This window comes from Pseudoalteromonas sp. Xi13, assembly GCF_003952205.1.
GTDB classification, from domain to species: domain Bacteria; phylum Pseudomonadota; class Gammaproteobacteria; order Enterobacterales; family Alteromonadaceae; genus Pseudoalteromonas; species Pseudoalteromonas atlantica.
The window spans coordinates 1962322-1977412 of record NZ_CP034439.1; the positions used below are offsets into that span (position 1 = coordinate 1962322).

The window sequence follows — 15091 nt, forward strand, 5'->3', positions numbered from 1 at the left end:
AACCAATTAAAGCTAAATTATTTTCCTGATGTATCACAGTTATGGCTTAACAACATTAATTCGCGCAGTGCAACTGAGAACTTAGCAAAGTCGTGACTTTGCGAGGTTTTAAATTCAGCTAACATTTGCTTCCAACGCTGTAGCAGCAGATCTTGGCTGGCCATCCACTGATCGATTTGATTATCAACATCGTTTTCGTCACCTTCAAAGCTGTTTAGCACAACATGAGAAAGCGTACGTTGTTGCCAATCAAGCTCTTCACGGTACGACGCACGGGCAAGTGCTTGCCAATGGTTAGAAACAGGCTGGTTAGTAATTTGATCTAAGAACCAGTGTAAGCCCATACGCGAGCCGAGTTTAAAGTAGGTATTAGATACCATCGCCACACTGCGGCCTGAATTATGCGCTATTTCAGCAATATCCATTACAGAGAACAGGCTAGAAAGGTCAATAATACGCTTAGCAATTTGCTTAGGTACACCTTTTTCAACTAGCTCATTTGCTTTACCAGTTAAACATTCGTGTTCTTTGTCTTGCATGTACGTATTTAAGTTTTCGCTTAAATCTTTAAACGTTGGTGCAAAGAACTCGATAGCTTGTTCAATTGTTTGTGCTTTATTACGATGACGCAAGAACCAGCGTGTTGCACGACGAACAGTACGACGTAATTGGTACAGCATTTCGGTTTGAACTGCTGCTGGGATTTTATTATCTAGCGCGCTGATTGATGACCAGGTTTCACGCATTTCAAAAATCTCACTCGCAATTGAGTAGCACATTGCGATTTCAGCTTCGTTAGCACCGGTCTCTTCGTTCATGCGTACCATGAAGTTTAAGCCCATGTCATTAACGATATTGTTCGCCAGTTTTGTTGCAATGATTTCTTTGCGCAGTGGGTGATTATCCATCGCGTCGTTAAATTTTTCGCGCAGTGGACGCGGGAAAGACTTAACTAGTAGCTGACGGTAGTAAGGGTTTTCAGTAATTTCATCTGTTACTAAAGACTCTTTAAGCACCATTTTAGCGTACGAAACTAATACTGAAAGCTCTGGACGTGTTAGGTCTTTACCTGCTGCAGCGCGCTCTGCCAACTCTTCATCAGTTGGTAAAAACTCGATTGCACGGTTTAGCTTGCCTTCTTTTTCAAGGGCATGAATAAAGCGGATCTTCTCTTTAAGAGTTGATGCACCTTTAGACTGTGTAATCGACAATGTATGTGTTTGACGGTAACAATCTTTAAGTACAAGTTCAGATACTTCGTCGGTCATAGAGTAAAGTAACTCATCACGTTGTTTACGTGTTAAATCCCCTTCTGAAACTAAGCCGTTAAGTAAAATTTTAATATTTACTTCGTTATCTGAACACGCAACACCGCCTACGTTATCAATAAAGTCGGTATTTACACGCCCGCCTTTGGCTGCAAACTCGATACGCCCTAATTGGGTTGCACCTAAGTTACCCCCCTCACCTAATACTTTAGCGCCTAAGTCTTTACCGTTTATGCGCAGCGCATCGTTTGCACGATCCCCTACATCAGCGTCTGTTTCGTGGCTGTTTTTAATGTAAGTACCAATACCACCGTTCCACAGTAAATCAAATTCCATCATTAATGAGGCTTTGATCAACTCGTTCGGTGTCATGCTTGCTTTTTTAGTGCCAAGCATTTTTTTCATTTCTGGGCTTAAAGAAATCGATTTAGCTGCGCGAGAGAAAATCCCACCACCCGCTGAAATCAGATCTTTATTGTAATCTTCCCATGATGAACGAGGCAGGTTAAACAAGCGCTCACGCTCTGGGTAAGAGGTCGCTGCATCTGGTGTAGGGTCTACAAATATGTGCATATGGTTAAACGCGACTTGTAAACGAATGTGCTTAGACAATAACATGCCGTTACCAAATACGTCGCCGGCCATATCACCAATAGCAACCACAGTGAAGTCGGTAGTTTGACAGTCAATATCCATTTCACGGAAATGACGTTTAACAGACTCCCATGCACCTTTTGCTGTTATGCCCATTTTCTTATGGTCATAACCTACTGAACCACCTGATGCAAACGCATCACCTAGCCAGAAGTTGTATTCGTTAGCAATACCGTTAGCAATATCAGAGAAGGTAGCTGTACCTTTATCGGCTGCAACTACTAGGTATGGGTCGTCTTCATCGTGACGCGTTACATTAGCTGGCGGTACAATTTCACCACGCTCAATGTTATCGGTAATGTCTAATAAACCACGGATGAAAATTTTGTAACACTCTTGACCTTCTTTAATAAAGGCTTCGCGTTCACTCGGTAGCTGCTTACATACAAAACCACCTTTAGAACCTACCGGAACAATTACGGTGTTTTTAACTTGTTGTGCTTTTACTAAGCCCAGTACCTCAGTACGGAAATCTTCACGACGGTCTGACCAACGAAGGCCACCACGAGCAACTTTACCACCCCGTAAATGCACACCTTCTACACGCGGAGAGTATACAAAAATCTCAAATGCTGGCAGCGGAAGCGGCATATCAGGAATTAAGCTAGGCTGTACTTTAAACGACACGTAAGATTTAAACTGACCTGTTTCATCTTTTTGGAAGTAATTAGTACGCAGTGTTGCGACAATCATATCTACGTATAAACGTATAATACGGTCATCATCAAGGTTCGCTACGTTTTCAAGCTCTAAGTAAATTTGTGCACTTAATTTCTCAAGTGTTTTAGGGCTTGCAGGGCTTTTTACTGAGAATTTTTTAGCAAATAAGTTAACTATTTGCGCAGCAATATGCGGGTAGTTTGCAAACGTGCTCTCAATGTAGGTCTGCGAGAAGGTAACCCCAATTTGGCGCATGTATTTTGCATAGGCACGTAATATAGAGGCTTCACGACCTGTTAAGCCACCCATTAATACTAAGCGGTTAAAGCCGTCGTTTTCAAGGCGGTTGCCCCATACATTAGTTAATGCAGCGCGAAAACGAGCAGAAATCTTATCAAAGTCAGCCATTCCTTTGCTGTCAATCAGCATAGAGAAGTCCATGATCCAATTGATACGACCATCACTTGTTTTAACAGAATATGGCGTTTCACCTACAACGCGTAAACCAAAGTTTTCTAGCATTGGCATAACATCAGATAAGTGAATTGGCTCATCTTTATGGAACAAGCTTAGGCGTACAATATTGCTGTTAGCTTCTTCTTGCGGACGGTAGAACAGCATTTCTAGCTTGTTCTCGTCGTTTAACAATTCTAGTTTCTCAATATCTACAACCGCAGCACTCGGTAGTACTTCATCTTTGTAAGAGCGTGCAAACGCGTTGCAATATTTACGATTTAGCTCATTACCGCGGGCTTCCCCTGCTGACTCTAACAGTGCAGATTGTAATTTATCTTCCCATGTACGAGCAGCTTCTACTAGGTTGTTTTCGATGTCTTTCACGTTATATTCGATATTGTTATCGGTCACACGAACGGTGTAATGTGTACGCGCCAGTGTTGACTCAGAGAAATAGGTAGTAAATTCGACTTTTTCGTCAGAATTAAAGGCGTTAGCTAAAATGTCTTGTGTTTCTCGGCGCAGCGCTGTGTTATATCGCTCACGCGGAACGTACACCATACAAGAGAAGAAACGTCCGTAGGCGTCTTTACGAACAAACAAGCGACACATGTCACGCTCTTGAATTTGTAAAACACCCATTGCTACTTCAAGTAACTCGCTTTCGCGAGCTTGAACTAATTCATCACGTGGGTACGTTTCTAAAATATTCAGTACCGCTTTGTATGCATGGGTGCCTTTAGCAAAGTCACACATATCCATAATGCGGTTAATTTTAGTTTTTAGAACAGGCACATCTGCTGCGCTGTTATTGTAAAAGCTTGATGAAAATAGGCCGATAAAACGGTCTTCACCAACCACATTGCCTTCATCATCGAAGCGTTTAATACCAACGTAATCTATGTACGCTGGGCGATGAACGCGCGATACAGAGTTCGTTTTTGTTAATACTAATAAGTTACTGCTGAGGGCTTCTTGGCGAGCAAATTCTGGTAATTCAGATAATAAACGTGTGTGTTCATCGGTTGAATTTTTCATCAGGCCAAGGCTTGTGTCCATTTTACCTTTTAACTGGTAATCACCCTGTACAGGGGTAAGCTCGTACTCGCGATAACCCATTAAAGTAAAGTTATCTTTAGCCAGCCAATCTAAAAACTCTACGGCTTCAGATACTTCGTTTTTATTTTTATTGTGCTTACGTTTGGGTACTTCTTTAGTAACAGAGACTAATTTTTCGCGAATTGGCTGCCAATCATCTACCGCAATAGAAACATCAACCAAGACTGATTCGAGCTCTTTTTTGAAAGAAGCAATAACAGATGCATCGGTTTGGCGGTCAATCTCAATAAAGAACACTGTTTTAGTAGAGGTCGATTCTTGCTCTGCTTTTAAATTTGATAAACCAGAAATTTTAGCGTTATTGTCACGCTGAATTTTTAGTGGGCAGTGAAGTAATAAGTGAGAAGCTATATTTTCACGGGTCATAGCCATACGAACAGAATCGACTAAAAATGGCATATCTTTAGCAATAATTTCTACAATTGTATGTGATGACTGCCAGCCATCTTTTGCTACTTCAGGGTTGAAAACGCGAATTACTGCGTCGTCCGTGGTGTTTTTTTCTAGTGCATTCCAAAGGCTGAGTGCAGCACCGTATAGGTCACTATCATTGCGATTTGCCAAATCCTCTTTAGACATATTGCTGTACAAGGCTTTGGCGAATTTCTCAACGAGTAACACATTATCAGCGTGAACTTTTTTCTGGATAAGCTTACAGACATTATCTAGGATAACCGAGGCTTGGCCTTCATTTCGTGTCATTGTATGTTCCTTAATCTATTACTGCTTTTAGTTAAGCAGAATATTTGTACAGCCATTTATTAGCGTGGAGTCAGTTAAATTCTAACCCTTTTAGCGCTAATAAACAGCCTTTTCGATGAAAACATTTTAAGCATTTCAGCTATTTGGTCATCTATTCACAAAATATAGATATAAATGACCATTACAGGTCATTTAGGAGCACAATTATTCACTTTATTTTTTCTGGTCGGTCCACAGCAGACTACCAATTGCGGGTAATAGCAGTACCGCACCTAACATATTTACTAAAAACATGAAGGTAAGCAGTATTCCCATATCTACTTGAAACTTAAGATCAGAGAATATCCACGTACTAACACCTATCGCAAGGGTAATACCGGTAAACAATACAGCACTGCCACGCTCAACAAGGGCATTACGGTACGCCACGCTCAGCGGTACGTTTTGCTTAAGTTGGCCCATCATCGAAGAAAGTATATAAATACCGTAATCCACACCAATACCTACACCTAAGGCTATAACAGGTAAAGTAGATACCGTTAAGCCAATTTCTAATTGCACCATAAGCGCTTGTGCAAGAGTTGATACAATATACAGAGGTAATACCACTGCGATTGTCGCTTTTACGCTCTTAAAGCTTAACAAACACAAAATAATAACTGCGCCGTAAACGTATAGCATCATCGGAATTTGCGCCGCAGAAACAGACTCATTTGTTGCCGCCATCACCCCTACAGGCCCAGACGCTAATTTAAAGGCTAACTTGTCTGTGCCTTCTTCTTGTGCAAATTGCTTAACACGTTGAATAACGGTATCGATTGTATTTGCTTTGTGATCATCTAAAAATATAATCACCGGCATGACTGAGCAATCACCATTGAGTAATCCTGTGCTTGTTTCTACACGGGCTGTTGATTGCACTAAGCTGGCTGAATTACGCGGTAAGCTTTGCCATTTTAAGTTACCTTCGTTGTAACCTGCGTTAACCGACTGCGCCACAGAGCTTAAACTAACCGCCGATTGTACGCCTGGCACGTTTTCTACCTTGTACTGAAAACGGCTAATGCGCGCCATCACATCGTGCTCTGTACACGCCGCTGGGTAAGCCTCAACAATCACTTTTAAAATATCCGACGAAATGGTGTATTTGTCCGATATTAAAAAAGTATCTTGATTGTAGCGAGCATCTTGATGCAGCGAAGGCGCACCTGCATGTAAATCACCAATTCGCATTTTATCTGCTTGCCAGTAACCTAATGCAAATAACACCAGCGTAAAACCAATAATCATTTTTGCGGTTTTAGGGTCTGTGGCTTTTACTAATAAATCGCGTATCGCATCTAGCATATTTGGCTTTAGCGAATCGCCTGATTGAATATGCACAGTGTTGGCAAAATTCATATACGAGGCCCACACTGGCAATAAAATTAAATTAGTAAATATAATAACCGCAACACCTAAACTTGCTGTAATCGCAAGTTCACGAATAATACCTATATCAATAGTCAGCAGGGTTAAAAAGCCCACCGTGTCTGAAAGCAGCGCAATACCACCAGGTACAAGTAATGCTCTAAAGCTTGATTGACAACAAATGCGGGTACTTTTACCCTCACCTACTTTTTTCCCAATGGCGTTGATCATCTGCACGCCGTGGCTTACACCAATCGCAAATACTAAAAACGGCACCAATATAGACATAGGGTCGAGTCCAAAACCCAAACTCGACAATAAACCCATTTGCCAGATTACGGCAATAATTGAACACGCTATAGGTAAAATGGTGAGCTTTAAACTGCCACAAAATAGCCATACCATAATAAAGGTAAAACCAATGGCAATAGCAAAAAATAGCACAACGCCTTTTGCCCCTTGAGCGATATCGCCGGCCATTTTGGCAAATCCAATAATATGAATACTGACTTTATCTGTACTTAAAGGCTCTCTTACTTGCGTTTCTAATTTATCTGCAAATGCGAGTGTATCTAGCTTTTGCTGAGTTTGCGGGTCGGTTTCGAGTAGCTGCGCGGTCACCATGGCACATGAATAATCGCTGGCAATCATTCGCCCTACTACTTTTGCTTTTTCAATGTTTTCTTTAACTACCGCTAAACCTTTTTGGTCAGCTTTAAAGTTTGCAGGAATGATTGGGCCGCCAGCAAAACCATCTTCAACCACTTCAACAAAACGCGCACTGGGCGCAAAAATAGAGTTAACTAATGGGCGGTTTACACCAGGAATAAAATACAGTTGATCGTGTACTGCTTTTAATTGGGTGAAAAATTCTGGGTTAAAAATGTTGCCACTGTCATCACACACCGAAATTAAAATGCTATTTGCGCCACCAAATTGTTTTTCGTGTTTGGTGTACACTTTCATGTATTCGTGATTTAGCGGAATATTTTTGTTAAACGAGGCGTCTAATTCAATATGAGTGGCTTTATAGCCTAAAAAACATGTGATTAGCGCAAAAGCGATCAACATGATAGTACGGTGTCTAAACACCGCCTTTTCTAAAAAATCTAAAAACGTATGCATTAAGGGTTCAACTCCTTCACTTTAATGCCATCTTCTGTTGCCATGACCAATTTATTATTAATTATTACGCCATCAAGAATAGCTTTACCATCGGGGCGTTGTTCATGTGTAAGTAAGCCGTCTTTTAAATGAAAGATCACACCACTATTTGCCAGCAGTAACCAATATTCATTATTATAATTTATAATGTTATTAACCGTGGCCGTTTTAACATTTTCAAAATGCTGCCATTGTTGTTCATTTTTATTTTTAGCAAATACATTTCCTCTGAGCCCTGCCACAATTTCTTGCTGCGGATCTGATGCTACCGCAAAAAAAGAACCTGGGTAAATTTCATCAAGGCGTTGCCATGTTTGGCCATTATCACTGCTTTTGGCCATTAACCCCATTTCACCGACTAACATCAAACCACTGTCTGTTTTTTCAATACGGTTAAAATGAGGCAGTATAGATGCTGTTTCGGCCTCGTAGCCTTGAGGATCATTTTCTTTTAAATCATTCAAATACTCTCTGTCTTCACTAAACAGTAAAGAGTCTAAAAAGCGTTTATGCCAGTGCTTGCCGCCATCACTGGTTTGATAAAACATGCCATAAGCGCCAACAGCAAAACCATTTGAGTCATCTTCAAAGTGAATATCTAAACAAGGCTTATCAAGCTCTGGCTTTGCTTGTTGTAATTGCCAATTTAAACCACCATCGGTGGTATTAATTATTGTGGCATCGTGCCCGCACGCCCACCCGTGGGTTTCATTAGAAAAATCGACAGCCGTTAACAATACCTGTGTAGGGACGCTTTGCGCTTGCTGCCATTGCTCAGCGTTTTTGCTTGTTATTACCGTACCGTGCTTACCTACAGCCACTAAACCTGCACCTGTATTGGTAATATCAGTTAGTAGGGTTTTATTTGAGTTGATTGCGCTAATAGCATACTGAGGTGCATCTTGTGCAATACTCGCACCGCTTATGATCAGGCTGGCATATACCAAATACTTCATAAATTTTAATCGCCTTGAACTGAAGAATTGTTTGTCTGTTTGCTGAGGAAAATCCTGCGTGTCGTATAGACAAACGCGATGAGAAAGAAAAAAGCAGCTAACGGGCTGTTAGCTGCATATTACGTTGTTATCTACCTTCACGGCGTAATGCGCTTGAAGTAAATTCGTTATCGTTAAACGACTCTGAAAAGTCGTACATTTTTTCTTGGTTATCTAAACCAATAGCTAAGTAACGGCGCGAATTTAAATCATGATACACTTCTAAGGTACTCCACTGCGTAGGTACTTCGTAGTAGTTTAAGCCATATGCCATTGCTACACGATAAAGCTGGTCGCGATTATCATAAATATCGGTCACTTGTACTTGCCAGCTATCTTCATCAATATAAAACACGCGTTTTTTATAAATATGGCGTGTATCATCTTTTAAGTTAGCTTCAACAACCCATACACGGTGCTTTTCATAACGCGTATGCTCTGGATTAATGTGGCCTGGTTTTAAAATATCGTCGTACTCTAGTTTATCACTGTGTAGCTTGTAGCTATTGTACGGAATATATAGCTCTTGCTTACCTTTTAACGTCCAGTTGTAACGGTTAGGTGAGCCATTGAACATATCAAAATCATCGGTAGTACGTAAGCTATCTGCGGCTGTGCCTGGTGCGTCATATGCAACATTTGGTGCACGACGAACACGACGCTGACCTGAGTTATATGTCCACGCTTGGCGAGGCGTTAAAATTTGATCCATAGTTTCGTGTACAAGTAGCGCTGTACCGGCAAGGCGTGCTGGCTCTGTTACCTTTTGCTTAAATTTAAACAAAATGTTTGAGTCTTGAAGCTCTGCAGGAGTCGCTTTAGGATCTGAATATTTAACCAATAGTTGTTCATCAAAGCCTACATAATTGTACGAACCCGATGCGGTGGGTGCAGCTTGTCCACCAAAACGCTCTATTGATTGTCCACGATAGCGTAATAAGTGATTCCAAATAGCTTCTAAGCCAGATTTAGGTATAGGAAATGGAATACCAATTGCGGTATTTTTTATTCCGTTGCCACCTTCAATAAGCTCAGCCGTTGCAGCAAACTCTTTTGTTGCATCGTATACAAACTGTGGGTAAGACGCAGAGCGGCGCGTTTCATAAACAGGCATTTTAAACGTATCTGGGTATGCTTCAAATAAGGCAATTTGGCCAGGGCTTAAATTAGCTTTGTACTTATCAAGGTTTGTTTTATCAATGGTAAACAACACTTTGTCCGCAGAATACGGGTCTAAATGGTGCATCCCTGGTTCATAACCTTCTGGTGCAGATGTAATACCGCCATTCCACGCTGGAATTGACCCATCAGCATTGGCTGCTTTTTCTGCGCCAAATGGCGTTAAGTCTTGTCCTAAACGTGCAACTTCTTCAGCGCTCATTTTTGCCATTGCCGCTGAACTTAAAAACATGCTACACAAAGCCGTAGCGATGAGGGTAGGTTTTTTAATCATACTAATATTACCCCTAAATTGAATATTTTAAATTGAAAGAAACGTAGTCACGATCTGAGAAAGTATTGATATCGCCACCACCCCAAAATGAGTTGTAGCTCACATCAAGTGACCATGCATTTTGGTAATTAAAGTTCATCGTTACACCCAACGATTTACGGTCTTCAATAAACAAGAACATAGGATCAGGTGTGTTACCGTTTACATCATGAGAAAATACAAATCGTGGAGAGAAGTTAATACCATTGTAAAGGTTAAAGTAATCACCTTTAGCAATTAGGCGGTAACCCCAAGATGATGCCGTTGCAAACGACTTTTCTTCTGGGCCATTAGAAAGGCCTAGTTGTAATGTTGTGTAGTCAGTCGTGCCTGGGCCGGTGATCACACCGCTTCGACCTGTACCCGACACATTTAAACGCATTTCGTCGTAATCAGGCATATCATGAATTTTCACAGCACCTACTTCACCTACTACAGCCCAACTATCAGCACCTAATGACGGGCCAAATAAATGTGTTGCAGTAAACTGAATTTGTGATGTGTCGCGTTCAATATAACCTTGTGCAACTTCACCTGCCGCTACAGAGCTAATCGCATCACCAAAACTCATTTGCGAAATACCCGCAAAGTCTGGGCGAATACCGGCAAGCGCCAATTGTTCAGGCATGGCGGTATAAAGTAGCTCTACATCGTCTATTTGTAGTGGTTCGTCTTTACGAAATGCAAACTCACCAGCAAACGCGGTTTCGCCAATTGTGGTGTTAAAGCTTAAACCGTAAAGTTTGATATCTTCCGGGTAATCATTTTCTGCTTTTGAAAACGCAACTAAATCTGCCACATTGTCATCTGTAATTTCTGTTGTTGCAATCATCGCTAGATCTTGTGCGATGGCAGCTTGCGAAAAGTTAGATACACGACCAGAAATTAGCGGACGTCGACTATGGTAGTTAACATGGTATAACGCCACTTCTGTGTCGTTCCACTCTGGTAAAAATACACCTAAACGTAAACCATATTGGCCGCCGTCATCTGGCTCTGTTTTACCGTTATCGCCTTTACCTTTAAGCGCAACTTTAGTTGGATGAGCTAAATACATGTTTGCAAGCAGGGCTTGGCCTTCAGCACTTGTTGGGTCAATACCCTGTGCAGCGGCTACCTGAGCAAAATTAGTATAAAGGTTATTAAGGCTGTCGGTTAAAAAGGCCACATCAATGTCAGGGTTAGAAGTAAAACCTAACTGTACATTTTGCTGATAGCCGTTTTCTGCTGCAAAGTCATTGGTAGAAAAATAAGTACCCGCAGCCGGTAGGCGTGTTTCATGCCATTGGTACTGATAAAAACCTTCTAAAGTAATATTTTCAGTGATCCCTAATGACGCCCAAAGCATACCTACAGGAATAAACGCTTCTTTAAGCTCAGCACCTGGCGCTTTTAAGCGGTCTATATCGACCGGGTTTACGTTAATACCATGAGAGATAAGTGTACTCTCACCCCAGTTAACTACTTGTTGACCAAGGCGAATTGACAGCGGGTTGTTGCCATCGTTTAAGTCAAAATTTGCCCAAACGTAGGCATCTAATAAACGAATGTCGGCACAGCTTTGCTCTTTTGTGTCGTCATCATCACATGGATCTACGCCTTGTCCTGAGGTTGGGTTAACGTAGGCTCTATCACCATCCATTAACTCAAAATCGTAAAAGTACATAAAACGTGTGAATAAGCCGTAGTTATCTTTACTAATTGAAAGGTCGTGTGTTCCTTTCAATAATTTTGAAAACGAATCACCGCTATCAAAATTAAGATTACCTGCATCGCCATTATTAGAGTAAGAACCTGGTTGAGCCCAAACATCTTGAGAAGAATAAATTGTATTTAATGAAGGATTATACCCAGTCCAATCAAATGCAGGATTATTGCTTTTACCAATAATGTCGAAATCTCTGTCTTCAACACGGACGCTTTGACCATAGGAAAAAGTTGAGTCGAAGGTGACATCAAAGCCCCCTACCTCAAAATTTGCTGCATTCGCTGCTGCAGATAAACCTAAGCTTGCGGCTGCTAAACCTATAGCTATTTTGTTTTTAACAAAAAGCGATCTTCTTATCATTGTGTATCCCCCCTGTCGTGGGTAATTATGTGTGATCAAGTTATTGTTTTTAGTGTAATCTTAACGATAGAAGCGATTATAAAAAATTACAAATGGTCGCGTTCAATCAATTTTTATATTTTTTGAGCTAACGTTTACGTATTGGTAAGACGTCATACCAGATAATTTATACACGCAAATTAACAATAGAACAAATTGAAATTAACAAAAAGATAATATTTTTATGTATCTATAACATAAAAACAGCAGGTTAGGCGATACGTTCGAGGCGAATAAATTTATTCTCGGGGGTAAGTAAAAGTCTAAAACGCCCTCTTATTCCAATAGATGAAATGTAAGGGCGTAAGTGCGAGGCGGCAAAGCGTATTGTTTTACCGTTATCCTCAACCACTTGTACTGAGCTAAAACGACCATGGTAGTAATCCATGCATTTGTTATAGCTCAGGTGTAAAGAAAAGTAATACTCAATCATTTAATTAAGCGCTTTTTCAACCTTTTCAAATAAATCAGCACTTAATCCTTCAAGGTTTGCTAAGCGTTGCAACTGTGCTTTCATTGCTTGAGCACGGGTTGTGTCAAAGCGTTTCCACGACATGAAAGGCGTTAACATTCTAGAGGCATTTTGCGGATTAATCGCGTTTAGCTTAATAAGTAAATCACCTAATAATGCGTAACCTTCACCATCTTTTCGGTGAAATTGTGCGGTATTAAAATGACTAAAGCTGCCCACTAATGCGCGTACACGATTTGGGTTTGAAAAATCAAAGCTAGGATGCGCGTACAACGCTTTTATATTCTCAATAGCATCATCACCGGATTGCATAGCCTGCAGCGCAAACCATTTATCCATAACTAAAACATCATGACGCCACTGGCTATCAAAATGATCTAACAACGTTGTTCTTAATGGGTGTGATGCTTTTACTACCGCACTTAATGAGGCTAAAACATTGGTCATATTCGGTGAATCTGCCGATTCTTTAATAAAGCGGTCAACTTGCACAGAAGGTATTTTAGCTAAGTAATGTAAACAAACACCTTTAAGCGCTCTTATAGCCACTGCATCTGGATTTATACTGCCATCATCTACTAACGAGCTGTAACAATGTAAAAGCTCAGCAGATAATTGCTCGGCAATCTGTTGCTCAAACAACCTTGTGATCGTAATGATTTCGTCAACAGGAATTATGTCAAACTCAGCGGCAAAGGTGTCAAAGCTTGGCAGTTTTATAAGCTCTGCTACCAGTGCTAAATCACCACTTTGTGCGCTTATTAACACACGTAGTGCATTAATAACGTTTTCACTTAATGTTGCGTGTTCAGGTGCGTTGACTGCTTGCTTAACTGCATTAATAAATAATTGCTGCTGCGCATCCCAACGCGAAAAATCGCTGCGCGCAAAACGCATAATATGCAGTAAATCAGGTTCTGAATTTTGCTGGCTTAAAATACAGGGCGCTGAAAAATCTTCAAGTAGTACAGCCACTGGGCGAGCAGGTATTTGATCAAAGTAAAACGTTTGCGTTGGCGCAGTTACGTTAAGCACGTGGTCGCGTTTTTCACCTTGATAAGTAAGTGCAATACTTTGCCCATTTTCATCTAATAATTCGATGGCAAATGGAATGTGAAGGCTCTTATTATCTGGCTGATTTAGCGGAGCTGATTGCTCAATTGTTAAAGTATAAAGTTGCTTATCGTGATCATAGTGTTGTGTTGCATTTAATAGTGGTGTACCAGATTGGCTATACCAACGCTTAAATTGCGTTAAATCTATGCCTGAAGCATCACTCATTGCAGCAACAAAATCATCACAGGTAACCGCTTGACCATCATGGCGTTCAAAGTAAAGCTGCATCCCTTTTTGAAAGTTAACCTCACCTAACAGGGTGTGCATCATCCGGATAACTTCAGCCCCTTTATCGTACACCGTCACGGTATAAAAGTTATTCATTTCGATAACTTTTTCAGGGCGAATTGGGTGCGCCATTGGCCCCGCATCTTCACTAAACTGATGTGTGCGCATTACTTTAACGGCATCAATACGGTTAAGTGCGCGTGAGCCTAAATCGCTACTAAATTCTTGGTCTCTAAATACTGTGAGCCCTTCTTTTAACGATAGCTGAAACCAGTCTCTACAGGTAACACGGTTACCCGTCCAGTTATGAAAATACTCATGACCAACAATCGACTCTATCGTGTGATAATCTTTATCGGTGGCGGTTTCTTGGTTAGCCAATACGCATTTACTATTAAATACATTTAGCCCTTTGTTTTCCATTGCTCCCATATTGAAAAAATCTACGGCAACAATCATGTAAATATCTAAGTCGTATTCTAGGTTAAAGCGCGTTTCATCCCAATGCATGGCTTTTTTTAATGAGTTAATTGCATGTGGTGTTTTAGATAAATTGCCTTTATCAACAAATAACGCAAGCTCAATTTCGCGCCCACTTTTTGTTGTGTAGGTGTCTTTTAGTACATCAAAATCACCCGCTACTAATGCAAATAAGTAACTTGGCTTTTTAAATGGGTCTTGCCATTTAGCAAAGTGGCGGCCATCAGCTGTTTCACCACTGTCAATTTGGTTACCATTTGACAGTAAATGCTTAAAGCTTTTATCAGCAATAATCGTCACATCGTATGTGCTTAATACGTCAGGGCGGTCTAAAAAGTAGGTTATTTTTCTAAAACCTTGCGCTTCACATTGCGTGCAATACGCTCCACCAGATAAATACAAGCCTTCTAAAGAGGTATTTGTATCAGGAGAAATTTCTGTAACAATTTTAAGCTGGCATGTGTGAGGTAAATCATTAATGATTAGGTGCTCACCTTCAATCTTATAATTAGTATAAGCAACATTGTCTACTTGCAGCTCCACTAATTGTAAGTCTATTCCATCTAACACAAGCGCTGAGTTTTGATTTGTTGTTCTTTTAAGCGTTAGTAGCGCCGTCACTTTTGTATTTAGTGGTTGTAAGTCAAAAGTGAGTTCAGTGTGCTCTATAGAAAAATTAGGCGCAGTGTAGTCTTTTAAGTATTGCGCTTTTGGCTTTGCTGAAACTGTCATAGTTACTCCAACTAAAGCTCCTTAAAAAAGGAGCTA

The 15091-nt window shown here is 40.7% G+C and carries 7 protein-coding genes; all 7 read right to left on the bottom strand.

What is annotated here, in order from left to right; all coding sequences use genetic code 11:
• Window positions 1–17: 17 nt before the first annotated feature.
• On the bottom strand, window positions 18–4859 hold the full coding sequence (locus tag EJ103_RS08845; RefSeq protein ID WP_126007199.1) for an NAD-glutamate dehydrogenase: 4842 nt from the start codon (window positions 4857–4859) through the stop codon (window positions 18–20).
• 213 nt (window positions 4860–5072) lie between these two features.
• Window positions 5073–7394 carry an MMPL family transporter gene (locus tag EJ103_RS08850; RefSeq protein ID WP_126007201.1) on the bottom strand — a complete coding sequence of 774 codons (2322 nt, stop codon included), beginning with the start codon at window positions 7392–7394 and terminating at the stop codon, window positions 5073–5075.
• Complete coding sequence (locus tag EJ103_RS08855; RefSeq protein ID WP_126007203.1) at window positions 7394–8389, bottom strand: YCF48-related protein; 996 nt, start codon at window positions 8387–8389, stop codon at window positions 7394–7396. The genes EJ103_RS08850 and EJ103_RS08855 overlap by 1 nt, the downstream gene beginning before the upstream one ends.
• Window positions 8390–8516: 127 nt before the next feature.
• Window positions 8517–9881 (bottom strand): DUF1329 domain-containing protein, encoded by a 1365-nt coding sequence (locus tag EJ103_RS08860; RefSeq protein ID WP_024033529.1) that lies wholly within the window; start codon window positions 9879–9881, stop codon window positions 8517–8519.
• Between the two features lie 13 nt (window positions 9882–9894).
• The gene (locus EJ103_RS08865) at window positions 9895–11988 is read right to left on the bottom strand and encodes a DUF1302 domain-containing protein (protein WP_126007205.1); all 2094 of its coding nucleotides are present in this window, start codon (window positions 11986–11988) and stop codon (window positions 9895–9897) included.
• A 250-nt stretch (window positions 11989–12238) separates the two neighbouring features.
• On the bottom strand, window positions 12239–12460 hold the full coding sequence (locus EJ103_RS08870; protein ID WP_024033528.1) for a DUF2835 domain-containing protein: 222 nt from the start codon (window positions 12458–12460) through the stop codon (window positions 12239–12241).
• Window positions 12461–15055, bottom strand: coding sequence for an aminopeptidase N (gene pepN, locus EJ103_RS08875; protein ID WP_126007207.1), 2595 nt, complete (start codon window positions 15053–15055; stop codon window positions 12461–12463).
• Between the last annotated feature and the right edge of the window lie 36 nt (window positions 15056–15091).